Here is a 26,176-nt window from a genome sequence, read left to right as displayed (position 1 = left end):
AGTATAAGTCATCATACACAAAGTCCGTATATTCTTTTTTATCTACTTTATCCTGACTTAAAAAATATCATGACCAGCAACCATAAAATCGTATTATTCAACCTTAGCGCAGTAATCTGTACTTATGTCCAGGTGCTCTGGTCAGCACCCGAGGGGGTATCAGCCGCAGACATGAGCAACTCCCCTATAGCTTACCTTCATTGGTATGCCCTCATTTCCCTGATATTTTTAAATTGCTTATTGCTGATGCTAAAAAGAAAATCAATACTGAGTAAGGTCATTCTAAGTACTTTGGTATTGGTCATTTTCTGGCTATTGATGAATTATATGGAGTTCAATGACCGTGTAGCCAGCTGGAGTACTTTTTCCGTTATGGGAATATGGATTCATGTCCTGCTAAATTCCATCTTAACTATCGCTGTCTGCGGAGCTGCTTTCTTCATCATTAACCGTAACATATTACAAAGAACATAGTCTACTGTTTTTATACAAAACCTAAACCCAAGTACTTGAAAACACTTTTCACCGCAGTTTTTTGTCTCTTTGCGCCAGAAATAATCCATCTTTAGAAAACAGGTACCGTATCACCGCAGGCCCTTCTGACAGCTTAAAACTCGATAGTCTGATCAAAAAGCAAGCGTTTAAATTTGAAAAGGGAAACTTTGAAGGGCAAGGTTGGGATTTCCTTCAAAAGGAAATTGCAACTACACAGTTTCTGATGATAGGTGAAGAACATGGGGAAGCTGAAATTCCTGTTTTTACCACCAGAATAGCAGAGATCTTCAAACCCACAGCTTTAGTGACGGAAATAGATCCCTTTAGTGCAATGCGCTTAAAGAAGATAAGTGTTCATCCAGAGCAATACTCTGCGCATTTCAAACAAAATCCTTATGATTTTGCCTTTTATTGCTGGGAGCCGGAAATGGAACTGGCCAGACAAATGCAATTAAAAAACATTGACATCTGGGGATTAAACGAGCTCAATACGATGGGGCTTGGTAGCTTTTTTGATATGCTGGCCAATGAAGCAAAATCGCCTGCCAACAAGAAAAAAGCTTTGCAAAAGAAAGAAGAATGCTTTAAATGGGATTTACCCATTTATCAGGACGTAAACAGATATGGTGATTTCAGGGGATATCATATTACAACAGCCACTGTCGATTCCCTTCTTGTTGATTTCCAAAAGGAAAGTAAGTTATCGAAACAAATGCTGAACTACCTTAAATTGAGTATCCCTGCCTTTGGGAACAGAAGCTACCGCTTAAGGACAAACCTGATGAAGAAAAATCTGATGAACTATCTTGCCCCTTATATTACCAGCGACGAAATTAAGGTCCCAAAATTGCTTTTTAAGCTTGGAGCCAACCACCTTCCCCGCACAGATGATCTTAAAGGAGTCTTCGAGGTAGGAAATCTCGCAAACAATCTCGCGGCATCGGCTAATAAAAAGCCCTTACATATCCTGATTTATGGCAAGCAAGGAACCATGAATGTGATGGCCCCACTCGACAACAAACTGACAATCCAGCCCAATAATGACGATAGGAGCGACACACTGGGTATGCTCAGTCCATTTACCGCAAAGCTGAAAGACAAAGAATGGGCAACTTTTGATTTAAGACCCATTCGCAATGTCGTGTTTATGGGTAAACTTAAAATCTCTGAACCCATGAAAGAATGGATTAAGGGATATGACCTGTTGGTTGTATTTTCAGAGAGCACCGGCAGCAGGTTTATAGAATAGTAGGACTTTACGCAGACATTATAAATTGAATTTGGTCAAACTATTATGTAATTTTGCACAATATCTGAACTGATTTGCTGTAAGGCGGTTATTCGGAGATCAAAACAAGTAAAGACAAGCATTTAATCACTTAAATAAAATAAATATGTCATCAGTAGAGACAACTTACGTTCCTTATAAAGTTAAGGACATTTCACTGGCAGAATGGGGTCGTAAAGAGATTGGATTAGCAGAGGCAGAGATGCCAGGTCTAATGTCATTACGCGAAGAATTCGGTCCTTCAAAACCATTAAAAGGTGCGCGCATCGCAGGATGTTTGCACATGACTATCCAGACTGCAGTTTTAATTGAAACTTTAGTTGAACTGGGTGCTGAAGTTACCTGGTCATCATGCAATATCTTTTCTACACAGGATCACGCTGCTGCTGCTATTGCTGCTGCAGGTATTCAGGTTTATGCCTGGAAAGGTCTGAATGAAGTAGATTTCGACTGGTGTATTGAGCAGACTTTACATTTTGGTCCGGAGCGTCAGCCATTAAATATGATCTTAGATGATGGTGGTGATTTAACCAACATGGTATTCGATAAATATCCTGAGCTGATTGCTGCAATTAAAGGTTTATCTGAAGAAACTACTACAGGTGTTCACCGTCTGTATGAGCGCATGAAAAATGGCACTTTACATTTACCTGCGATCAATGTTAACGATTCAGTTACCAAATCTAAATTCGACAATAAATACGGTTGCCGTGAGTCATTGGTTGATGCAATCCGTCGTGCAACTGATGTAATGATGGCTGGTAAAGTTGCTGTTGTTGCAGGTTACGGTGATGTGGGTAAAGGTTCTGCGGAATCATTAAGCTCACAAGGTGTACGTGTAATCGTATCTGAAATTGACCCGATCTGTGCATTACAGGCAGCAATGGAAGGATATGAAGTGAAAAAATTCTCTACCGCAGTTAAAGAAGCTGACATCGTGGTAACCACTACCGGTAACTGTGATATCGTTCGTGCAGAACACTTCAAACTGATGAAAGATAAAACTATCGTTTGTAACATTGGTCACTTCGATAATGAAATCGATGTTGCCTGGTTAAACACAAACTATGGTGATACTAAAATTGAGATCAAACCTCAGGTTGACAAATATACTATTGACGGTAAAGACATCATCCTATTGGCTGAAGGTCGTTTGGTAAACTTAGGTTGCGCTACAGGTCACCCAAGTTTTGTAATGTCGAACTCTTTCACCAACCAAACTTTAGCGCAGTTAGAGCTTTGGACAAATACAGATAAATATGAGAACAAAGTTTATGTTCTTCCTAAATATCTTGATGAAAAAGTTGCCCGTTTACACCTGGCAAAAATCGGTGTTGAACTGGATGTTTTAGATCAGCATCAAGCGGATTATATTGGTGTACCTGTTGAAGGTCCATTCAAGCCTGAAGCTTACAGATACTAGAAATATCTTTAAATAAATAAAAGGGCTGCTGTTTGAAAAAAAACAGCAGCCCTTTTTTATGAAATAGTATTCCGGTAGAACGTCGTACTCAGTGCTTAGGCTGCTGCTCCTGGCATCTCTCCCAACATACTTTCCCTTTGGTACTAAACCATGTTTCTTCCAATTGAATTATACACCCTGTCCTGGCAACGTACTCGCATTTCCATCTCTGATCGCCTGGTAATGTGGCGACATGATCTCTACTCCCGCAGCATCAAAAGCCTCATGGATATTTTTATGAAGCTCCGAGTAAATCAAAGCCATGATTTCTGGTTTATTAACGTAAGCATTGACCTGATAAGATACATACCAATCGTCCAGACTTGTTTGCAATACAAATGGTTGCTTTTCCTTAACAACTCCTTCTGTTCCAAGCGCTGCATTGATCAGCAAATCGTGAATCGTTTTCCATGGAATATCATAGCCCAGAGTCAGGGTAGAATGAATAATTAATCCTTCATTCACGCATAAACTCGTATAATTAACCGTATTGCCATTCAAAATCGCGCTGTTCGGAATGGTAATGATTTCATTTTTTATCGTTTTTAACCGCGTAACGAGTAAAGATTTCTCGAGTACTGCCCCAGTGATGTCTCCTATTTTCACAACGTCGCCAATTTTAAAAGGCCGCATATAGGTAATCACCATTCCTGCAACCCCATTACTGATGGCAGAAGAAGAACCAAAGGAAATCAAGAGTCCTAAAAATACAGAGACCCCTTTGAAAATCTCAGAATTAGAGCCCGGAATAAATGGCCAGATCACCACCAGCATAAATGCATTCAGGACAATTTTCACGATATTGTAAGTTGGCTTTGCCCAGTCAGGATAAAAACCATTTACCTTAAGTTTCTCTGTTTCTATCTCATCCGCTAAAAACTTAATTCCCTTTTTAATGTAATGAAAGACAAAGAAGATGACTACGATCGTAATCAGATTAGGAATGAAATTGATCATTGCACTGAATATATTTTTCAGTGGGTTCAGCACAAAACTGATCAGGCTATCTCCCCAGGGCTTTGTCCATGGAAAAAGACGGAACACCAGTGGAAGTGTGATGTAGATCAGTAAAAACATCAATAGAAATTTAAGCAGGTTCAGTAACCTGCCTATGAGCAACAATTCACTCCTTTTATTGATTAGTTCGTAATCCTTAATTTTAATGTTTCCGATCCTTTTCTGCAGTTTCACACTGATCCAGGCACGGAAGCGGTTGGAGTATTTATTTAAATAGAAAATAGAGGCCCCGAGCGTCAATAAGATTAGGAATCCTAACCCCCCACGTTTCAATAATTCAGTAACATCTGTTTCACTTTTGTATTCTTTTACATTTTTTACGATGATCTGCTGATAGGTCTTTGCCAGCACACCTTTGTCCATACGTACCGAATCTGCGTCGGCCTTAGACAAGCTGATCAGGATATTCCCTTTATAGATCAGATCCGTAACTACAGAGTCCTCTTCAATCCTGACAGAATCAGCCACAAAAAGAAGGTCATCCGCCAGGTTCTCCACTTTTTCTGAAGTCCGCGCTGCCCGTTCTGAAGCAGATAAGGAACCCAATCTGTTTTTGATGTGAAACAAGGTATCCTGATGTGCAATAACCGGATATCCTTTGAGATCAACTTTGGCTTGCTGTGCATACAATACGCTTTGTAAACTCAACAGGCATAGAAATGTAAAAAGGGACTTTATGGACATTGGTGTAAGAAATTATCGTGATTGTTGACAACAAAATAAGGAAATAATCCACTATTTTTACGTCATGGCAAAATTATCTGTAAACATTAATAAAATCGCGACATTAAGAAACAGTCGCGGGGGTAACAATCCGGATTTGGTAAGGGTAGCGTTAGATTGCGAACGCTTTGGCGCAGAGGGCATCACCGTACATCCACGACCAGATGAAAGACATATCCGTTATCAGGATGTGTTTGACCTGAAAGCCGTAATTGCCACAGAATTTAACATTGAAGGCAATTGCCGGGAACAGAAATTTGTGGACCTTGTGCTTGCCAATAAACCAGCACAGGTGACCTTGGTGCCCGATACAGAAGGGCAAATCACTTCCAATCATGGTTGGGATACCATCAAAAATCAAGCATACCTTAAAGAGATGACGACCTTATTCCAGGCTGCCGGAATCAGGGTTTCGATATTTGTAGACCCGGTAGTCGAAATGATCGACGCAGCGGCGGAAAGTGGGACAGACCGCATCGAACTGTATACCGAAGATTATGCACGCCATTTCCATACCAATAAAGAACAGGCCATTCTTCCCTATGTTGCTGCTGCAGAAAGAGCCAACAAACTTGGCCTTGGGATCAACGCAGGCCATGACCTGGACCTTCAGAACCTGAGCTATTTTGCAGCCAATATTCCGGGATTACTGGAAGTAAGCATCGGCCATGCCTTAATCAGTGATGCACTATACCTTGGATTAGAGAATACCGTTCAAATGTATTTAAGACAACTAAAAGACTAAATATACTTATGAAAAACTTAACCTTATTAACGATCTCTGCTGTATTTCTCTTCTTTATCGCCGGCTGTAAAGGTGGTGCCGGTAACCTGGACGAAGGTACCGCAACAGATGTCATCACTGCGCACCTGAAAGCAAATCCTGAATTTGAAAGCATCCGGATCAATGTTGGAGAAATGAAATTCAGAAGTAAAAATGATAAGGTGGAGTTGGAGAAATACAAAGGCTTGCAGGGAAAAGGCCTGGTAGAAATGACCTTACAGGATCAGAAGAAGAAGTTCTTATCAAAAGACAGTGTCTATATATATCAGGTTTCATTAACAGATAAGTCAAAACCTTACGTACTGAAACAGGATGCTTCAAAAGCAACACTCCGGGTATTAGATTATGTTTTGGATCCAGAAAAACCCATCACGCTGATTAAAGGTGATTCCAAAGTAGCCAGAGTCACGGTATCCTTAAAAAAGGAACAGAATGACTTTGCTATTTTCCTGAAAGACAAGGGAACGGCAAGCAATTTCATCACAAAAACCTATAAATTAAAGTTCAAAAAAGAAGAGGGCTGGGTACTGACCGGGGATTAGTTAGATCAAAGTCTTTTACACTTAGAGCTAAGGGGATTTTTTATTACCTTTGCGGAACTTTTTATATATAGATTTCATGAGCTTAAATATTCATTACAAAGAAGACTTTAAAGATCGTCACATTGCCCCTAACACAGCCGATGTCGATGCCATGTTGCACACACTGGGACTAGGTTCAGTTGACGAATTAATAGAACAAACCGTTCCTCAAACGATCCGTTTGAAACAGCCATTAAACCTGCCACAGGCGAAATCTGAAAAGGATTACCTGAGCAGTTTAAAACAAACGGCTTCTTTAAACAAGGTTTTCAAATCTTATATCGGTCAGGGATATTATGATACCACTACTCCAGGTGTAATCTTACGTAACGTAATGGAAAACCCGGGATGGTATACTCAGTACACGCCTTATCAGGCAGAGATTGCTCAGGGCCGTTTACAGGCGTTGTTAAACTTCCAGACCTTAGTAATTGACCTTACCGGTATGGAAATTGCAAATGCGTCTTTATTGGATGAAGGTACTGCTGCGGCTGAAGCCATGTTCATGCAGTTCAGCTTGCGCAAAAATCAGGCTGCAAAGAAATTCTTTGTATCTGAATTGCTTTTCCCACAAACTATTGACATTTTAAAAACCCGTGCCAATCCATTTGGTATCGAGTTAGTTATAGGTGATCACCAAACCACAACCCTTAATGAGGAGTTCTTTGGCGCGATCATCCAATACCCAGCCGGTAACGGTGAAGTATTTGATTATACTGCTTTCGCACAAAACGCACACACACTGAATGTAAAAGTTACGGTTGTTGCAGATCTTTTGAGCTTAACTTTATTGACTCCTCCGGGAGAATGGGGCGCTGACATTGTAGTAGGTACTACGCAACGTTTCGGTGTACCAATGGGCTTTGGTGGTCCTCATGCTGCTTATTTCGCGACTAAAGATGAGTACAAACGTTCCATTCCGGGACGTATCATCGGGGTAACGATTGACAGCAATAACAATTATGCTTTACGTATGGCCCTTCAAACCAGGGAACAACATATCCGTAGAGATAAAGCGACTTCAAACATCTGTACTGCACAGGCTTTACTAGCGATTATGGCTGGTTTCTATGCGGTATACCATGGCCCTAAAGGATTAAAACTAATCGCTGAGCGTACACATGGATTGGCAGTTACTTTGGCTGAATCTTTAGAAAAAGCAGGTTATACGCAATTGAATAAAGTTTACTTCGATACCATCCAGTTAGATCTTGGTAATTTAGTAGACTCGATCCACAGAGAATGTATCGACAATGAAATCAACCTGAACTACAAAGGAAGTGTAGTGACCATCGCTTTAGATGAAACTACTGCTATTGAAGATGTTCAGTTGTTAGTGAAGATCTTCGCTAAAGTAAAAGGCATCGCTGCTGATGCAGTAGAACTGGCTGATGAAATTGTAGCAACGGTTATTCCTACATCACTTCAACGTACTTCTGCTTACTTAGGCCATCCGGTATTTAATGCACACCATTCAGAACATGAAATGTTGCGTTACATTAAATCACTGGAAGCAAAAGATCTTTCTCTTTGTCATTCGATGATTGCCTTAGGTTCATGTACGATGAAACTAAACGCAACGACTGAAATGATCCCTGTAACCTGGCCGGAATTCGGAAGAATCCATCCATTTGCACCTGCTGATCAGGTTGCAGGTTACTATACCATATTTAACGAGCTTGACAAATGGTTGAGTGAAATCACTGGATTTGCAGCAATGAGTTTACAGCCAAATGCTGGTGCTCAGGGTGAATATGCAGGTTTAATGGTGATCAGAGCTTACCATCAGGATCGTGGTGATCATCACCGCAACATTGCTTTAATTCCTTCTTCCGCACACGGAACCAACCCTGCATCTGCAGCAATGGCAGGAATGAAAATCATCATCGTAAAATCTCTTGAAAACGGAAATATTGATGTAGATGATTTAAGAGCCAAAGCAGAAGAGAACAAAGAAAACCTTTCCTGCTTAATGGTAACGTATCCGTCTACACATGGCGTGTTTGAAGAAAGCATTATCGACATCTGTAACATCATCCATGAAAATGGCGGACAAGTATATATGGATGGTGCCAATATGAATGCTCAGGTAGGATTAACCAGCCCGGGAAATATCGGTGCTGACGTTTGTCACCTTAACTTACACAAAACATTCTGCATTCCTCACGGTGGTGGTGGTCCAGGTATGGGGCCGATCGGTGTGGCTAAACACCTGGTTCCTTACTTACCAGCTCACGCAGTAGTAGACATCAGCAAAGAAAAGTCTATTCACGCAGTTTCTTCTGCTCCATGGGGTTCAGCATCGATCTTAGTGATCTCTCATGCCTATATCGCAATGATGGGTGGCGAAGGTTTAACCAGTGCAACAAAACATGCGATTCTTAACGCCAACTATATGAAAGCGCGTTTAGAGCAACATTATCCGGTATTGTATTCAGGTGCTAACGGACGTTGTGCACACGAGATGATCCTGGATTGCAGAGCTTTCAAAAACTTCGGAATCGAAGTGGTAGACATCGCAAAACGTTTAATGGATTATGGTTTCCATGCACCTACAGTATCTTTCCCGGTAGCAGGAACGCTAATGGTGGAGCCTACAGAAAGTGAGCCTAAACATGAGTTAGACAGGTTCTGTGATGCTTTAATTGCCATCAGAAAAGAAGTAACGGCAGTAGAGAACGGAGATTCAGACAAAACAGATAACCCATTGAAAAATGCACCACACACGGCTACGGTTGTGACAGGTGATGAATGGAACCATGGCTATAGCAGACAAACTGCGGCATTCCCGCTTCCTTATGTTGCGGCCTACAAATTCTGGCCTTCAGTAGGTAGGGTTAATGATTCATTCGGCGACAGGTCACTGGTTTGTGCTTGTCCTCCGATTGAAAGTTATATGGAAGAAGAAACTGTTTAAAATAATGGAATCAGTTAAACCTTTTAATATATTTATCATCTGAATATATTAAAAGGTCTAAACTGACCAAAGCATAAAAAAACACAAACCATTAAACATGAAATTAAAATTAACTTCCCTGGCCTTACTAGTTGTAGTAATTGCCTCATCGGCTTTCATAGCCCCGGTATTTAAAGCAGATACATACAAAGTTGATGCATCAAAATCATCCATCACATGGGTAGGTAAAAAACTAACAGGTAGCCATAATGGTACGATTGACCTTCAATCTGGTTCATTGTCCTTCAATGGAAAAAAATTAGCTGGTGGAAATTTCGTGATTGACATGACCACTATTAAGGATGCTGACAAAAGCGCAAATTTAGAAAAGCACTTAAAAGCAGACGATTTTTTTGGAACTGATAAATTTGCTTCCTCAACATTCACCATTAAAAAAGTTGCAGGAAATGGAAACACAGTAAATGTAACCGGTGATCTAACCATCAAAGGAATTACAAATTCTATCACTTTCCCTGCTACCTTAGCATGGAATGCAGATGGCTCTGTGACTGCTTCAGCAGACAAAGTAAGCGTTGACAGGACTAAATACGGGATTAAATACAAATCTAAAAGCATCTTCCCTGATGTAGGCGACAAGATGATAAATGATGAATTTGAACTGGCTATTAAACTAGTGGCTAAAAAATAATTCGTCTAATTTTATTTATAAAAAGGCCATTATTGTATAATGGCCTTTTTTTTGTAACATAATAGATATCACTTCCGCCATTTACACATATTTTATAACTTTATAGTTACACAAGAATTTTACCGTTACGTTTTGACCTCTATGATGACCTCGAAAATTAAGCTACTTGTAATTGATGATGACGACATCAATATCTTCATCATAAAAAAAATAGTAGAAAAAACGGGGTACAATGTAGAAATGATCTCCAAAACAAATGGTCAAATGGCCATTGACTACCTTGCCGGGGTACTCAGTTCCGCGGAAGCCCTTCCACAGCTCATCCTGATCGACATTAATATGCCCGTTTTAAATGGATGGGAGTTTCTGGAAGCCTACGAAAAATTAGGTGTACCTCAAAAAGTAGACATGTATATGCTGTCCTCTTCCGTATACGAGAATGACATTGAAAAGGCAAAAACCTATACGATGGTCAAGGGATTTATCTCCAAACCATTATCCATAGAAAGACTCACCGAACTGCTGAAACTGGTAGAACAGCAGACTAATGGATTTTAAACTGTCCCTCATTCAAAGTAACAAAACCTGTGGCTCTTGACTTGCCATGATAAAACAGGCAGTTCCAGTGCTCAGCTGCCGCCTTCTGCCCAAACTCTTCGCGGAGTTCCATTGCTTTTCTGCCATCAAAATCATACTTGGCAATAAACTTTCTCAGTAATTCTTCAGGTTCCGGCAGTACATCACCTCCAAAGAATACTTTATCCGTTCCATCATCCAACAGGAAAACCTGGTGAAAAGGACAATGAGCTCCGGTAAGCTCGTAGCTGATCTCCGGCGTCAGTTGTCCGGAGCCTTCAATGAAATTCAATTGCGCATTCCGCTGTAGGAAATCGAAGATCTCGGTTTTATAGGAAGAAGAAGTATTGGTGAATGCATTTTCCCACTCTCCACGCTGAATCACATATACGGCATCAGGAAAACTCAGTTCTACTTTGTCTCCAACCTGATGAATCATTCCTCCGGAATGGTCAAAATGTAAATGAGACATCAGCACCATCGTTACCTCTTCAGGCTTAAATCCCGCTTTTCTGATGTTTTCATGCAAAATCAACTGCCCTTTTTCATTGCTATAGCCCAAACCGGTATCAAACAAGATCAGGTCATTCTCCAGTTTCACCAGGAAAGGCTGAACATGAATAAACAAGGATGCAGGACGGTCTTTTGGGTGATCCGTTTCCGGATTAAAAGGAAGGAATTTTTTAGTCGCATCTACGGAATAAGATCCTTCATATAAAGTGAAAACTTGCAATGGCGTAGTTATTAGTAAGAAGAAATAATTTAATGATATATTTACGATTCGTTGCAAAGATATGGAACCTCGGGGAACTTATGGCTTAAAAACACAAGCAAGAGGTTCATCGGAGCGTCATAACAGCACAAGAGCGCCTGTGCGTTCGGGGAGGCGACGAAGAATAACCAGTTATCCGACAATAAAAAGACAATAAAAACTAATGGAAAAAAGATGGGTGCAAGCTGTACAGGGGAATAAAGAAACAACAGATTTGCTTGCACAACAACTAAATATAGACCACAGTTTAGCACAGATATTAGTACAAAGGGACATTTCTACCTTTGAAGAAGCAAAGGATTTTTTCAGGCCACAAATGGCGCAATTACATGATCCTTTTCTAATGAAGGACATGGATAAAGCGATTACAAGAATTGACCTGGCCCTGAGTAACCACGAAAAGATATTGGTTTATGGGGACTATGACGTGGATGGAACCACCTCAGTAGCCCTGGCCTATAGCTTCTTTAGCCAGTTTACCGAAAATATTGAATATTATATTCCCGACCGGCATAAGGAAGGATACGGCATATCCACACAAGGAATTGATTATGCCTACAAAAATGGACAAAGTCTCATTATCGCGCTGGATTGCGGGATAAAATCAGTAGATAAAGTCGCTTATGCCAATACGCTGGGTATAGATTTCATCATCTGTGACCACCACCTTCCGGGAGATGAGCTGCCTGCAGCAGCGGCATTACTGGATCCAAAACGAAACGACTGCCCCTACCCTTTTAAAGAACTGGCAGGTTGCGGGATTGGATTTAAGCTGGCCCAGGCCTATTGTATTACACATGGACTTCCGGCAGAAAGATATGAGCAATACCTCGACCTTGTCATGGTGAGTATTGCCGCAGATATTGTTCCGGTAGAAGATGAAAACAGAATATTAGCCTACCATGGACTGATTAAATTAAACCATAATCCATCTATGGGCCTGAAGGCACTGATGGACATTTCAGGAAGAAATAAAGATTATACCCTGACCGATGTAGTTTTTGTACTAGCTCCAAGAATCAATGCCGCCGGCCGGATGGACCATGCCAATGAAGCAGTAAAAATGTTATTGTGCGCAGAAGACAGCATTGCATTGTCGCAAAGTGAATTTATCAACCAGCAAAATACAGAGCGTAAAACGTCCGACCAGAACATTACCGCAGAAGCACTGGCTTTGATCGCGGATTGCGAAATCCTGATCCATAAAAAGACGACCGTAGTTTACCATGAAAGCTGGAATAAAGGGGTGATTGGTATTGTTGCTTCCCGTCTGACCGAAAAATATTACCGGCCAACGATTGTGCTGACAAAATCCAATGGATTACTGACTGGTTCCGCACGCTCCGTAGCAGGCTTTGACCTTTATGAAGCGTTATTGGGTTGCGAAGACCTGCTTGTACAGTTTGGCGGACATAAATTTGCAGCCGGACTGACCATGATGCCGGAAAATATCGATGCTTTTTCGGAGAGATTTGAAAACATTGTTGCTTCCAGCATTACTGACGACCTGCTGTGCCCTGAAATAAAGATAGATACAGAGATTGAATTCTCACAGATTGATGGCAAATTTCAACGCATCATCTCACAAATGGCCCCTTTTGGACCACATAATCCGGCACCTATTTTTGTAACACATGGGGTAAGTCTGGTGGCAAAGCCTTATGTTGTGGCGACAAAACATTTAAAATTAAATGTAAAACAACAAAATTCAGCTATTTTTGAAAGCATTGGATTTGGCCTGGCAGAGTTTGAAACGCTCTTACAACCAAACCAGCCTTTTTCTATTTGTTATACAATAGAAGAAAATATCTGGAAGGAACAGAGACGTTTGCAGTTGAATATTAAAGGGATTAAGATATAAATGATATTAAGAGCTGAGAATCTAATCAAAAAATACAAGCAGAGAACCGTCGTAAATGACGTTTCATTTTCTGTGAGCCAAGGGGAAATTGTAGGTTTACTTGGACCTAACGGAGCGGGAAAAACGACTTCATTCTATATGATTGTCGGCTTGATCAAACCTAATGAAGGCACTATTTTTTTAGATGATGAGGACATCACAGCTGATGCCATGTACAAAAGGGCACAGAAAGGAATTGGTTACCTGGCACAGGAAGCCTCTGTATTCCGAAAACTATCCGTTGAAGATAACATTATGGCCATCCTGGAGATGACAAAAATGAGCCGGGAAGAGCGTCATGAGAAACTGGAAGAGCTCATCAACGAATTCAGTTTACATAAAGTACGTAAAAACCGCGGAGACCTGCTTTCAGGAGGGGAACGCCGGAGAACAGAAATTGCAAGAGCTTTGGCGGCAAGCCCGAATTTCATATTACTCGATGAGCCTTTTGCCGGGGTCGATCCCATTGCTGTGGAAGAGATCCAGACGATTGTAGCTAAACTAAAACAAAAAAACATAGGGATCTTAATTACCGACCATAACGTGCAGGAGACACTTTCCATCACGGACAGGGCTTATCTGCTGTTTGAAGGTAAAATATTAGAATCAGGCACTCCTGAAGTACTTGCGGCCAATGAAATGGTAAGAAGAGTATATCTTGGATCAAACTTCGTGCTCCGTACTAAAAAATTATAACCCTTATTCACCGTAACAGATGGCAATTGTAAATTCGATTTTTACCTGGTATATGAAAAAGCGCGTCCATCAGATCGAGCTTTTCATGAAATACCCGCATGATGTACAGGAAGAATGGTTTCAGAAACTGATTTCCAGCGCAGCGGATACAGAATGGGGGACTAAATACGAATACCGCTCCATTCTTTCTCCCAAACAGTTTAAGGAAAGGGTACCGATACAGAACTATGATACCTTAAAACCTTATATAGAACGAATGCTTAAAGGGGAACAAAACATCCTCTGGCCTTCAGAAATTAAATGGTTTGCAAAATCTTCAGGTACGACCAGCGACAGAAGTAAATTTATTCCGGTATCGGAAGAATCTTTACAGGAATGTCATTTTAAAGGAGGGAAAGACCTTTTATCCATCTTCTGCAACAACCGTCCGGACAATCAGATCCTGACAGGAAAAGGATTGGTCCTTGGTGGAAGCCATCAGATCAACCAGCTGAATGAAGATTCATTTTATGGCGACCTTTCGGCTGTGCTGATTAAAAACCTGCCCATGTGGGCGGAATATTACCGCACGCCAAACATTTCGATCGCCTTAATGGACAACTATGAGGAGAAAATGGAAAAGATGGCTGAGGCAACGATTAAAGAAAATGTAACCAATATTGCAGGAGTTCCTACCTGGACGATTGTCCTGGCAAAAAAGGTGCTGGAAATGACCGGGAAAAAGAACCTGCTGGAAGTATGGCCCAATCTGGAGCTGTACATTCATGGTGCCGTAAATTTCAAGCCTTACCGGGAGCAGTTTAAAGAACTGATCCCTTGCAATGAAATGTATTACCTGGAAACGTACAACGCTTCTGAAGGATTCTTTGGCATTCAGGACGAAGGGGATTCAGATGAGCTGTTATTAATGCTGGATTATGGTATTTACTATGAGTTCCTGCCTATTGAGCAATTGGAAGAAGAACATCCGGATACGCTATCTCTGGATCAGGTTCAGTTAAATAAAAATTACGCCATCATCATCTCTACCAACGGAGGTTTATGGCGATATATGATTGGTGATACGATTCAGTTTACCAGCCTTTCTCCCTACCGCATTAAAATTACCGGAAGAACGAAACATTTCATCAATGCTTTCGGGGAAGAGGTGATCATCGACAATGCAGAGCAAGCCATTTGCAAGGCTTGTACCGAAACCGGAGCTGTTTTCAAGGATTATACCGCCTGTCCGATTTATTTTAAAGGAGAGGAAGTGGGGGGCCATGAATGGATCATTGAATTCGATCAGCAACCCAATGATTTTGAAAAGTTTGTAGATGTGCTGGATCAGACGCTGCGGGAAGTAAATTCTGATTATGATGCCAAGCGCTTTAAAGACATGGCCCTGCGCAGACCAAAGGTTCACAATGCGCCATACAACACCTTTTACAACTGGTTAAAGTCTAAAGGTAAGTTAGGTGGGCAGCATAAAGTTCCAAGGTTAGCCAATGAGCGTACCTATGTGGAAGAAATATTGCCAATGATGAAGTAACGGATTTTTTCGGTAACGCACTATTGTAATCTGCTTTTATTTCAGTAAATTTAATTAGCTAATTATTAATGTGTTATGAAAACCGTAAAACAACTACTCAGCACTAAATCAGCAGATATTTTTTCTGTTCCTGCCGACACATCAGTTTTGAATGCCCTTAGGGTAATGATGGAAAAGAACATCAGTGCCCTGCTTGTTCTGGAAGAGCGTCAGTTATTAGGAATCTTTACGGAAAGGGATTATGCGCGAAAGATTATTCTTCAGGGAAAAGCTTCCGTGGATACCCTGCTCAGTGAAGTCATGACTGCCGATCCCATCACGGTATCTCCGGGAGACAGCCTTGACCATTGTATGCAAATAATGACCGATAAGCACATCAGACATTTACCTGTGATTCAGGAAAATCAGCTGATTGGAATGGTTTCCATCGGCGATGTGGTCAAGTTTATTATGGAAGATCAAAAGCAAACCATATCTCAATTAGAGAACTATATCAGTAGCTAAAATAAAAAGAGCGGCCCTATTGATTAAGGCCGCTCTTTCTATTTTAAACCTGGATGATATTACCAGATTTTAACTCTTTTCTCTGGTGCCAGATATAGAGAATCTGTCGTTTTCACGTTGAAAGCGGTATAGAATTCAGGAATGTTCCTTACCACCCCGTTCACCCTGAACTTTGCAGGAGAGTGTGGATCTGTTCCAACCTGATTTCTCAATGCTTCTGCATTGGATTTATTTGACCAAACCTGTCCCCAACCGATAAACACACGTTGCTCTCCGGTAAAACCATCCATCACTGGTGCTGCTTTACCATTCAGGCTTGCTTTATAAGCTTTTAAGGCAATGCTCAATCCACCAAGGTCACCGATATTCTCACCAAGTGTAAACTCACCATTTACATTCAGATCAGGGAATACTTTAAATGCACTGTATTGTGCAACTAAAGCACTCGTTCTTTTCTTGAATTCTGAATTGTCTTTTGTGGTCCACCAGTTGCGCATCACGCCATCACCATCAAAGGTACTGCCCTGATCGTCAAAACCGTGACCAACCTCATGACCAATTACTGCTCCGATTCCACCATAATTTACCGCATCTTCTGCGTTCATGTCAAAGAAAGGAGGTTGTAAAATCGCCGCAGGGAATACAATCTCATTCATTGTCGGGTTGTAATACGCATTCACCGTTTGAGGCGTCATTCCCCATTCTGTACGGTCAACGGGTTTACCCAATTTATTCAGTGTACGGTTATATTCAAATTCCGCAGCGCGTTTCTCATTTCCATAAAGGTCGTGCTTAACCACTTTTAAAGCAGAATAATCTCTCCACTTATCAGGGTATCCGATTTTAGGTGTGAACTTGCTGATTTTCTCCAGCGCCTGCTTTTTAGTTTCCGGGCTCATCCAGTCCAGCTCTTTAATGCTTGATTCGTAGGCCTTTAACAAGTTACCTACCAGTTTAAGCATGCGTTCTTTTGCTGCAGGTGGAAAATGTTTCTCCACGTATAGCTTACCAACCATTTCACCCAGGCTACCATTTACTACGTCTACAGCCCTGCGCCATTGAGGTTTTTGTTCTTTCACACCATAAAGGGTTTTAGAATAAAAATCGAAGTTTTCCTGATCCACTGCGGTATTCAATGCAGCTGAAGCTCCGGTTAAAGCACTCCATTTCAGGTAAGTTTTCCAGGTATCTAAAGGCGTATTTTTAAGAATTGCGTTCAGCTCCTTCGTATAAGCAACCTGGGTTACCACCAAACTATCCTGATTTTTAACGCCTGCTTCAGAAAGCAAAGTTGTCCAGTCAAAATCCGGCATCAGTTTACCAAGGTCTTTAATGGCATATTTATTATACAAGCCAGCCATGTTCCTGGTTTCTTCTTTCTTCATGTGCCTGGAAGCAATCAGTGTTTCCAGCGCCATGATCTGAGCAGCCTTAGCCTTCGCCTCAGCCACACCACCAAGGGTCAGCATGCGTTCAATATGAACCTGATATTTAGCACGGATCTCTTTAGATTTGGCATCTGTCAATGAATAATATTCACGTTCAGGAAGGCCTAATCCACCTTGCCAGGTATACAGCATGTATTTTTTAGGATCTTTAAAATCTTCAATCACACCGACATTAAAAGGAATGATATTTCCAACCTTATTTGCGTAAGCAAAATATGCAGAGAGGTCTTTTGCCGAAGCAATCGCATCAATCTTTTTAAACTCTGCAGTCATCGGTGCCAATCCAATAGAATCACGCACCTTCATGTTCATATAAGATTCATAGAAATCGCCGATCTTCTGTTCGTCAGAACCATCCGTAGCACTGCCTTTAGCAGCATTCTCGATAATTGCCTTGACATCTTCCTGAGCCTTATCGTTAACGATAGCACCTACGCCATAGGAAGCTTTATCTGAAGGGATCTTCGTGTTTTTCATCCAGGTACCATTCACATACTCCGTAAAATTATTCCCCGGAGAGGCTGTAGTATCCATATTTTTAAGGATGATTCCCGAGTGCAGCTCTTTATTTGTATCAGAGTTACTGCAAGCAGCGAGAAATAACATGGAACCTGCTACCATAGGAATTCCAATCGATTTTTTCATTTTTATCATAAAAAATATTTAGGTATGATTCAAATTTAACAAAAGATATGGAATGGAACCAAATGATGGACCGATTTACCGTGTTGCGATAAAGATGTCTACTGCTGCATCCTCCAGATTTTGGGCAGCGGCCCCATAAACCTCGAAATCGGCCGTATAAGCGCGTGAAATTCCTGAACTCCAGATGTCTACCCAGGCATTGTATACCAGCCCTTGCAGTAAATTCCCTTTCAGGGGATGTTTTTCATAAGCGCCACCTTCAATCGCCAATCCGCGCATTCCTTCGGGGATATCTTCCAGGTTCTCCACTGCATATCCAAGAATCGTGGTGTAAGGCTGCATATAATCTCCCTCATAATCAGTATAGATGCTGTATACCTCGTCACATGTTCTATTATTGAGTCTTGACCCAATATCTTCTGCTCTGAACCTATTCCACAATGCAGGAATATCATTTGCAGCCTGTCCGTTTTCATTGCTTGTTCTTACAGAAATTCCAATCACGAAGAATGGCTTAAGTGTTTCTTGTTCCATTTTGTTTTTTTATTGATTTAGGAAGCAAAATTACAGGCGCAGCTGACAGCCCTATGTCAGGGGTCTGGATTTTGCTAAACAATAAGCAAAATATTCCGGAAGGGTCATTTTATGAGGTTCAAAATGTTCGTCCAGGATCTCCAGATGTTCGATTCTATCCAGGCGAAAAGCCCGGTACTCCTGTCGCAATCTGCAAAAAGCAATTAATATCCAGTTTTCCTGGGTGCTGTAAATGGCAAAAGGTTCTACTGTTCTCTGAGTCTTCTCTGCCTGATCCGCCTGGTAATCAATTTTCAGTAAGTTGAAATTGGTCAATGCCAACTGAATCGCCGACATATTATTGCTCGTACTGTCGTTCTCCAGGTTATTTCTAATGGCGATCCGTTTAGACAGCAGATCCGCTTTATCTTTTGTTTTGTAGATTAATATCGCCTTGATTTTAGTAATAGCCTCGCTATATTCCCGTACAAAGGAAGCATCCTTATTCCTTAGCACCAGTTGTTCCGCAGTAATCAGTGCATTTGCCTGACTTTCGGTAAAGCTTACCGGAGGAAGCCGATAGCCTTCCACCAGGGAGTAGCCCTTTCCTTCTTCCGTAAACACGGGAATTCCTGCTTCTTCCAGCGCGCGGATATCCCGGTAAATGGTCCGGATACTCACCTGAAACTTGTTCGCAAGTTCTGTTGCATTCGTGAGCCGTTTGCTTTGGAGCTGTGTCAGTATGGCCGTAAGCCGGGATAATCTCGGAGTTTCAGTGCCGTCCATTACGTTTTTTCTCCAAAGATACATGCTATATCTGACTTCTGGAATCCTGATGATCAGCAGCATTTTTGCCAAACAAAAACGGGATCAATCTATCCGGATATGTTAGGATTACTTTAAACTTCTGTTAAATATTTAACACTTAATCATACGTTAATATGGATCCCTTAACTTCATGACAAACCATAAATCTACGACTATGATCAGCACAAAAATTCTTTACAAAGCAGTTTTTAAAACAGATCAGATTGATGACAGTCATACTTTTCAGCCACTGCCATTACCATCAGGAAGTTATCCGTACCGCCTGAAACTGGAAGAGGATGCCGCGGCGGAAAAACCTCAGGCGATGGTGTTTCATATGGTCGGTGATACCGGTGGTTTTAGACAACCAGAGCTACAGAAGCAAGTCGCAGGACAAATGGCACAACAATATTTAAATGCAATATGCCCGGAAGAACGTCCTTCTTTTTTATATCACCTGGGAGACATTGTGTACCATTATGGGGAAGCAGATCAGTATGAATCTCAATTCTTACAACCTTATGAAACCTATCCGGGCCCGATATACGCGATTGCAGGAAACCATGATACAGATGTAAACCCTAACTGCAGGGAGCATTACGAAAGCCTGGAGGCTTTCTATGCTGCATTCTGCAATACCTGCCCCGCCACCATTCACTTCGGAACAGGATTGAAGAGAAAAAGCCAGGTTCAACCCAATGTATATTGGACCATGCAAGCCCCTTTGGCAACGATCATTGGCCTTCACACCAATGTACCTAAATACGGTTGCATTCAGAAAGAACAAAAAAGCTGGTTCATTAAAGAACTAAAAGAAGCAGCAAAATATAGTGCTGACAAAGCAATTATCGTTTGTATGCACCATGCACCCTATTCTGCAGATGTAAACCACGGCTCCAGTCAGCCTATGATAGAATTTCTGGAATCTGCTTTTGAAGAAGCCGGTGTTAAACCAGACATCATTTTCAGTGGTCATGTACATAATTATCAACGGTTCAACAAGCACTATAGCGATGGAAAGACTGTGCCGTTTATCGTAGCTGGTGCCGGAGGCTTCGATGAGCTTCATGGCCTGGCAGATCCTTATGAGCCTAGTTATTATGCCGAAAGCGAATTGTTTGACCAGGTAGAACTGGAAAATTACTGCGACAACAGGCATGGCTTTCTCAAGGTGGCCATTGAAAAAACACCCTTCAGCTTTGCCATAAAAGGAGAATATTATACCCTTCCGGGAAAAGACAGGGAAAACACTGATCAGGAAGCTACATTATTTGATAGTTTTACGGTTGACCTGACGGGGAGATAATATCTAAATAAAAAACTTTATTCAACGAAAAAGCCTTTCAAGTTAACTTGAAAGGCTTTTTCGCTTATTTATCTTACCCGCTTGGAAATGGACATGAATCACAAATATATTGCGCTAGCCAAACCATGATCATTTGTATGTAACAGTTAGTTTCAATATTTGTCAAACCAGGAAACCTTTATAAGCTGAATGTCCGAATCCGAAGTTAAGCCTCCTTTTCTTGAAAAATTTATTTAACATTGGCGATTATAACAATGCAGGTACATCACACGGAACAGCTCGAAGATAAAGACCTACTGATTAAACTCAGAGAAGGTGATGAGCTCGCGTTCGTAAAAATATACAATCAGTACCGCAAAAAAGTACATACTTATGCTTATCAGCTGAGCAAATCAACTGATACAGCCGAAGAGATTGTTCAGGAAGTGTTTATCCGGATCTGGCAGAAAAGGATTCAGATCAATACCGACCTTTCCTTTAACGCTTATATCAAAAAGATCACGATCAACCATGTTTTAAATCACCTCAAGAAGGTAGCGCGCGATAAATCCTTACAGGAAGAAGTCTTACAACAGGTAGAGATCAGTGCCAACCGTACAGAAGATCAGCTCCTGGAAAAGGAGCTCAGGAAAATCTACCAGGATGCGATTACGCTGCTTCCGGCACAGAAGAAACTGATCTATCAAATGAGCCGTACAGAAGAGCTCAGCCATGAAGAAATTGCCTCAAAACTGGATATCTCTAAGAATACCGTAAAAAATCATATGGTAGAGGCGAGCAAATTTATCCGGGAATATGTGCGCAAGAATGGCGGAATTATCGGTTTCATTATCGTTTCTTCAAATTATTTTCATTCCAACTAGTCCCTCTCTTCCTTACAATTGTATTGTAGATAGGAAAGGGTCAAACCATGGAAGAAAAAGAAGAACTAAAACGGCTATATCAATTGTATTTGACAAATGAGTGTACAGCAGAAGAGCTGCAACGCTTCTTTGTGCTGATCGACAACAGCAAGGATGACGAAACCATTCTTGAGCTGATGTCTGCAAGTTGGGATCAAACCCAGCGCATTCCCGAAACAGGTCTTATTCCGGATTTCCTGCCTAAAGAAGCAAAACAGATTAAACTTTCCCCAACCCGCAGGATTCGCTACGGCTTTCGGTCTGTTGCTGCAGCCGCAGCAATCCTGTTGATAGGTACCGGGCTTTTCTTTTTCAGATCAACCCTATGGAATGCCATCAGCCCGGTTCATCAGCTGCAGAGCTTCAGCGCACAGGCCCAACGGAAGCAATTGGAACTTTCAGACGGCACCAGGGTATGGCTTAGCCCCAACAGTACTTTAAAATACCCGGATAAATTTGTCGGGAACAGCCGTATGATCGCCCTGGAAGGAGAAGCCTTTTTTGAAGTGGCGCATGATGCCAGCCATCCTTTCATCATCCAAAGCGGGCAGATAAGCACCAGGGTCTTGGGAACAAGCTTTAACATTTCCGCCTATCAGCAAAACCAGGACGTTAGCGTAACGCTCGTCACCGGAAAGGTTGCCGTTGCCCTTCAAAGGGAAAACAGCACAACCGAAGAAACCATCGTTGCCAATCAACAGGTGACCATTAACAAGGCTGAAGGAAAAATCAGCAAAGCCAATTTTCCAAATGCCGGTGATTATTTAAACAGGCGTTTAGGCCATTTTGATTATAAAGGAACGGCATTAGCGGAAGTCGTAAAGGACCTCGAACTCCAATACCAGATTAAGATTCAGTTAAGTCCTGAATTGAACAAAAGCCTGTTTTATGGGAACCTGGACATGACAAAATCAAGCACACAAACACTAAATAAATTATGCACAGTAATGGAAGCCAATTGGAAAAAAGACGGAGGACAGTATGTAATCCTAAAATAAATGTCCGGGTTCTACAGCTAGAATCCCGGACAAGTATCTAAATCAATTTAATAAATGCCCAAGCCTTGAGAACTATAGGGCAGAAAAAAATCAATATTTAAACATAAAGTTATGAAAAAATACGGACCTAAAAGGTTCCTGGCATTTATCGCCATCTTGTTACTCATTTTAGTATTTGTTCAGGCCAGCTCTTATGCTCAGGCACCTCTGGAGAAAAAAATCAGCATTAGCCTTAAAGATGAAGCCCTAAAAACAGCATTGGATAAAATCAGCAATGCAAGTGGTATCAAATTCACCTACAACGAACAAGTTGCCAACAGCAAAATAAAGATTAGTATTCAGGCCCAAAACAAGAGCCTGAACGAGATCTTAACCACTGCCCTCTCCAATCAGCCTTTTAAATTTTCTGAGTTAGACAATGAAATTTATATCCGGTATGATGCTGAAAAAGCAAAAAAGCCCCTCGCCGACCCGGCGGCGAATCCGGCACTAAACCAAGAAAAACATACTATAGGTGGTACAATATCTTCTTCTAAAACCGGAGAAACACTAATTGCTGCAACCATTAGGCTAAGTGGAACGAAACTGGCCACGATGAGTAATGAATATGGCTTTTATTCCCTTTCGGTACCTAACGGAAGCTATGTAATGGAAATCAGTGCGATAGGTTCCAAGACCCTTAAAAAATCAATAGAACTGAATAAATCGATGACCCTGAACATCGCTTTAGAAGATGACGCAAATGAGCTGGAGACCGTAACGATTAGTGCCACAACTGCAAAAAGAAATCTGGACAACCCACAAATGGGAATGGAACGGCTGAACATCAGTGAGACCAAAAACATCCCTGTCGTACTTGGCGAACGGGATGTCATTAAAACATTACAGCTGTTGCCTGGTGTCAAATCTTCAGGAGATGGCACCGGAGGCCTTTTTGTTCGTGGAGGAGGCGCAGATCAAAATATGATCCTTCTCGACGAAGCTCCTGTTTACAACGCCTCTCACCTGCTTGGCTTCTTTTCTACCTTTAACTCAGATGCCATTAAAAATGTGACCCTGTATAAAAGTGGAATGCCTGCACAATATGGAGGAGGTTTATCTTCTGTAATGGATGTGAGAATGAACGATGGGAATAATCAAAAATTTGGGGTTAGCGGAGGTGTAGGCCTGATTGCTGCCCGTATAAATGTAGAGGGCCCGATACAAAAAGAAAAATCTTCCTTTCTGATCTCCGCAAGGAGAACTTATTTAGATGCTTTTCTAAAACTTTCTTCAGATTCGACTGTCAAGGATGCAAAGCTGTATTTCTACGATGTTAATGCCAAAGCGAATTACATTCTGGGAGAGAAAGACCGTTTATTCGTCTCTGCATATCTGGGCCGCGATGTATTGGGTGCAGATAAGGTGAACGGGATTGATTGGGGTAACATCACATCAACAATCCGCTGGAATCATATTTTTAACAGCAAACTTTTCTCTAACACCTCTATCATCTACAGCAATTATAATTATCAGGTAAAGACAGACCAGGACGAGAGTTCGCTTTCTTTATTCTCACAAATCAAGGACTGGAACTTCAAACAGGACCTGCAATGGTACTTAAACGATAAAAATACCTTAAGTTTCGGACTAAATGCAATATATCACACCATAAAACCCGGAGAGGTCAGGGCATCCGGAAATTCAGGAATGATTTCACAAGACCTGCAAAACAGGTATTCACTGGAAAATGCAATATATGCCAGCAACACCTGGAAAGTCAGCGATGCATTTAGCCTTACCTATGGTCTTCGCTTATCAGCCTTCAGTATCCTTGGAAAAGGTGATTACTACAATATCAATGAAGAAGGCGGAGTTACAGGCCAAAAGAGCTACAAAAAAGGAGAAATTGTAAAAACATATTTGAACCTGGAACCCCGGCTTGCAGCGGCTCTTCAACTGAACGGGTCGACAGCAATTAAAGCTTCCTATGTCCGCAATGCACAAAACCTCCACTTAATTTCCAACTCAAATGCTTCTTCTCCATTAGACAGATGGGTAGCCAGTACAAATATCATCAAACCGGAAACCAGCGATCAGGTGTCATTAGGTTATTATAAAGATTTTGCCCAAAATGCATATGAGTTTACTGTTGAGGCCTATTATAAAGACCTTAAAAACCAGATTGATTACCGTAACGGGGCCAACATCTACACCAACAAACCTATTGAAACTCAATTACTTTTTGGTAAAGGTCGTGCCTATGGAATAGAATGGCTGATTAAAAAGAAAACAGGAAAGTTCACCGGATGGATTGCTTATACCCTTTCCAAATCAGAAAGACAGGTTGATGGGATCAACAATAATGAATGGTACAATACCAGACAGGACAGAACCCATGACATATCCATTGTCACGATGTATCAGCTCAATAAAAAATGGTCAGTTTCTGCCAACTGGGTTTTTGCTACAGGAAATGCAGTCACCTACCCCAATGCGAAATACAACCTGTTGGGAGAAAGTTATTACTATTATTCCAGCAGGAATGCAGAACGGATGCCGGCATACCACAGGTTAGACCTTGGTGCCACACGTACCCTGAAAAAGACAAAAAAATTCTCTTCGGAACTTAATTTTAGTCTTTTCAATGCTTATGGAAGATCAAACGCCTATAGAATCAATTTCAGGGAAAATGAAAAAGATCCTACTAAAACTGAAGCGGTAAAAACTACTTTATTCAGGTTTGTTCCTTCAGTTTCTTATGATTTCAAGTTTTAAACCTACCATTCAAAATATAAAGATGAAAACATCATCCAGATCCCCCTTACAAACAGCAATTAACATGAAAAACATACCAAAATTATTGCTTTTAATGCTCTTCTCTACTTTGTTCTGGTCTTGTGAAAAAGTGATAGAATTAAAACGTATCGACAATGAAGAAAGGTATGTGATCGAAGGAACGATTACCAATGAGCCTGGTGCTTGTTCAGTTTTGCTGAGCAAAACAAAAAACTTTAAAGACGACAACGATTTTATTGGAATTGGCGGGGCAGTTGTTAAAATAACAAACAATGGTGTCGTTGTAACACTTTCTGAAAGCAGTCCTGGTGTGTATAAGACCAATACCATTAACGGAACTCCGGGTCAGACCTATATGATGACGGTTAATGTAGACGGAAAAACATTTACCGCTTCCAGTACCATGCCTGAAAATGTACCCTTTGATGATTTCTATATGAAAGCATCAGACTTTGGCAAAAGCCGGACAACTGCTTATGTAAAATATAAAGACCCGCTGGAGCGCCAGAACTACTATTGGTTTCAGTTGTTTGTCAACGATAAAAAACAACGAAACTTTTCAGTGATGAATGATGAGTTTACCCCTGGTCAGGAAGTAAATTCTACTGTAAGCTTCCAGAATGAGACCGATGATTTGTCAAGGGATTTTAAAAAAGGAGACAAATTAGGTGTAGAAATGCACAGTATAGATGCTTCTGCGTATCTTTACCTCCATAGTTTAGGCAACGCAGAAGGCTCTGATAACGGAGCCTCACCAGCCAATCCTATAAGTAATGTAACAGGTGGTGCTCTTGGTTTCTTCAGTGCTCACACTGTTCAAAAAAGGACTTTAGTGATTCCATAAA

General features: G+C 41.2%; 22 protein-coding genes. 17 read left to right on the top strand and 5 right to left on the bottom strand.

Annotated features, from left to right (window positions below):
- Window positions 1-69: 69 nt before the first annotated feature.
- The 3 genes from BLQ87_RS16405 to ahcY all read left to right on the top strand — a co-directional run bounded on the left by BLQ87_RS16405 (window position 70) and on the right by ahcY (window position 3,206).
- Window positions 70-474 carry a hypothetical protein gene (locus BLQ87_RS16405; protein WP_074608741.1) on the top strand — a complete coding sequence of 135 codons (405 nt, stop codon included), beginning with the start codon at window positions 70-72 and terminating at the stop codon, window positions 472-474.
- A 61-nt stretch (window positions 475-535) separates the two neighbouring features.
- Complete coding sequence (locus tag BLQ87_RS16400) at window positions 536-1,744, top strand: hypothetical protein (protein ID WP_074608739.1); 1,209 nt, start codon at window positions 536-538, stop codon at window positions 1,742-1,744.
- Between the two features lie 145 nt (window positions 1,745-1,889).
- Complete coding sequence (ahcY, locus tag BLQ87_RS16395) at window positions 1,890-3,206, top strand: adenosylhomocysteinase (protein ID WP_074608737.1); 1,317 nt, start codon at window positions 1,890-1,892, stop codon at window positions 3,204-3,206.
- Between the two features lie 168 nt (window positions 3,207-3,374).
- On the opposite strand, the gene BLQ87_RS16390 is transcribed toward ahcY, so the two are convergent.
- Window positions 3,375-4,946 (bottom strand): mechanosensitive ion channel family protein, encoded by a 1,572-nt coding sequence (locus BLQ87_RS16390; protein ID WP_074608735.1) that lies wholly within the window; start codon window positions 4,944-4,946, stop codon window positions 3,375-3,377.
- 64 nt (window positions 4,947-5,010) lie between these two features.
- On the opposite strand from BLQ87_RS16390, the gene BLQ87_RS16385 reads away from it, so the two are divergent.
- The 5 genes from BLQ87_RS16385 to BLQ87_RS16365 all read left to right on the top strand — a co-directional run bounded on the left by BLQ87_RS16385 (window position 5,011) and on the right by BLQ87_RS16365 (window position 10,513).
- Entirely contained in the window at window positions 5,011-5,730 is a 720-nt protein-coding gene (locus BLQ87_RS16385; protein ID WP_074608733.1) for a pyridoxine 5'-phosphate synthase, read from the top strand.
- 8 nt (window positions 5,731-5,738) lie between these two features.
- Window positions 5,739-6,311, top strand: coding sequence for a hypothetical protein (locus BLQ87_RS16380; protein WP_074608731.1), 573 nt, complete (start codon window positions 5,739-5,741; stop codon window positions 6,309-6,311).
- Window positions 6,312-6,387: 76 nt separating this feature from the next.
- Entirely contained in the window at window positions 6,388-9,267 is a 2,880-nt protein-coding gene (gene gcvP / locus BLQ87_RS16375) for an aminomethyl-transferring glycine dehydrogenase (protein ID WP_074608728.1), read from the top strand.
- A 97-nt stretch (window positions 9,268-9,364) separates the two neighbouring features.
- Window positions 9,365-9,955, top strand: coding sequence for a YceI family protein (locus BLQ87_RS16370; RefSeq protein WP_074608726.1), 591 nt, complete (start codon window positions 9,365-9,367; stop codon window positions 9,953-9,955).
- A gap of 141 nt (window positions 9,956-10,096) precedes the next feature.
- Window positions 10,097-10,513: a response regulator gene (locus BLQ87_RS16365; protein WP_074608724.1), complete on the top strand. Its 417-nt coding sequence runs from the start codon at window positions 10,097-10,099 to the stop codon at window positions 10,511-10,513.
- On the opposite strand, the gene BLQ87_RS16360 is transcribed toward BLQ87_RS16365, so the two are convergent.
- Complete coding sequence (locus tag BLQ87_RS16360; RefSeq protein WP_074608722.1) at window positions 10,500-11,264, bottom strand: MBL fold metallo-hydrolase; 765 nt, start codon at window positions 11,262-11,264, stop codon at window positions 10,500-10,502. The two genes, BLQ87_RS16365 and BLQ87_RS16360, sit on opposite strands and share 14 nt — an antisense overlap.
- 202 nt (window positions 11,265-11,466) lie before the next feature.
- Between BLQ87_RS16360 and recJ the strand changes: the two genes are divergently transcribed.
- The 4 genes from recJ to BLQ87_RS16340 all read left to right on the top strand — a co-directional run bounded on the left by recJ (window position 11,467) and on the right by BLQ87_RS16340 (window position 15,934).
- A complete protein-coding gene (gene recJ / locus BLQ87_RS16355; RefSeq protein ID WP_074608720.1) occupies window positions 11,467-13,164 on the top strand; it encodes a single-stranded-DNA-specific exonuclease RecJ in 1,698 nt (565 codons plus the stop codon).
- Complete coding sequence (lptB, locus tag BLQ87_RS16350) at window positions 13,165-13,899, top strand: LPS export ABC transporter ATP-binding protein (protein ID WP_074608718.1); 735 nt, start codon at window positions 13,165-13,167, stop codon at window positions 13,897-13,899.
- A gap of 19 nt (window positions 13,900-13,918) precedes the next feature.
- Window positions 13,919-15,430 carry a GH3 auxin-responsive promoter family protein gene (locus BLQ87_RS16345; RefSeq protein WP_074608716.1) on the top strand — a complete coding sequence of 504 codons (1,512 nt, stop codon included), beginning with the start codon at window positions 13,919-13,921 and terminating at the stop codon, window positions 15,428-15,430.
- Window positions 15,431-15,505: 75 nt separating this feature from the next.
- On the top strand, window positions 15,506-15,934 hold the full coding sequence (locus tag BLQ87_RS16340; protein WP_074608713.1) for a CBS domain-containing protein: 429 nt from the start codon (window positions 15,506-15,508) through the stop codon (window positions 15,932-15,934).
- Window positions 15,935-15,993: 59 nt separating this feature from the next.
- Here the strand turns inward: BLQ87_RS16340 and BLQ87_RS16335 are convergent, their stop codons facing one another.
- The 3 genes from BLQ87_RS16335 to BLQ87_RS16325 form a co-directional block, all read right to left on the bottom strand.
- On the bottom strand, window positions 15,994-18,027 hold the full coding sequence (locus BLQ87_RS16335; RefSeq protein ID WP_074609015.1) for a M13 family metallopeptidase: 2,034 nt from the start codon (window positions 18,025-18,027) through the stop codon (window positions 15,994-15,996).
- 75 nt (window positions 18,028-18,102) lie between these two features.
- Entirely contained in the window at window positions 18,103-18,561 is a 459-nt protein-coding gene (locus tag BLQ87_RS16330; RefSeq protein ID WP_074608710.1) for a GyrI-like domain-containing protein, read from the bottom strand.
- 51 nt (window positions 18,562-18,612) lie between these two features.
- A complete protein-coding gene (locus BLQ87_RS16325) occupies window positions 18,613-19,389 on the bottom strand; it encodes a helix-turn-helix transcriptional regulator (protein WP_245723873.1) in 777 nt (258 codons plus the stop codon).
- 133 nt (window positions 19,390-19,522) lie between these two features.
- Between BLQ87_RS16325 and BLQ87_RS16320 the strand changes: the two genes are divergently transcribed.
- The 5 genes from BLQ87_RS16320 (at window position 19,523) to BLQ87_RS16300 (ending at window position 26,175) form a co-directional block, all read left to right on the top strand.
- Entirely contained in the window at window positions 19,523-20,653 is a 1,131-nt protein-coding gene (locus BLQ87_RS16320; RefSeq protein ID WP_074608707.1) for a metallophosphoesterase family protein, read from the top strand.
- Between the two features lie 254 nt (window positions 20,654-20,907).
- Entirely contained in the window at window positions 20,908-21,516 is a 609-nt protein-coding gene (locus tag BLQ87_RS16315; RefSeq protein ID WP_074608704.1) for an RNA polymerase sigma factor, read from the top strand.
- 47 nt (window positions 21,517-21,563) lie between these two features.
- The gene (locus tag BLQ87_RS16310; RefSeq protein ID WP_074608702.1) at window positions 21,564-22,553 is read left to right on the top strand and encodes a FecR family protein; all 990 of its coding nucleotides are present in this window, start codon (window positions 21,564-21,566) and stop codon (window positions 22,551-22,553) included.
- A gap of 111 nt (window positions 22,554-22,664) precedes the next feature.
- Window positions 22,665-25,310 (top strand): TonB-dependent receptor, encoded by a 2,646-nt coding sequence (locus tag BLQ87_RS16305; protein WP_074608699.1) that lies wholly within the window; start codon window positions 22,665-22,667, stop codon window positions 25,308-25,310.
- A gap of 64 nt (window positions 25,311-25,374) precedes the next feature.
- Window positions 25,375-26,175, top strand: a complete 801-nt coding sequence (locus BLQ87_RS16300) for a DUF4249 domain-containing protein (protein ID WP_172664893.1) — start codon at window positions 25,375-25,377, stop codon at window positions 26,173-26,175.
- The last annotated feature ends 1 nt before the right edge of the window (window position 26,176 follow it).

The sequence above is a fragment of the Pedobacter steynii genome, from assembly GCF_900103665.1.
Classification (GTDB): Bacteria; Bacteroidota; Bacteroidia; order Sphingobacteriales; family Sphingobacteriaceae; genus Pedobacter; species Pedobacter steynii.
Note: the sequence above shows the minus strand (reverse complement) of the source record. Positions and strands in the feature narration are given on the sequence as shown.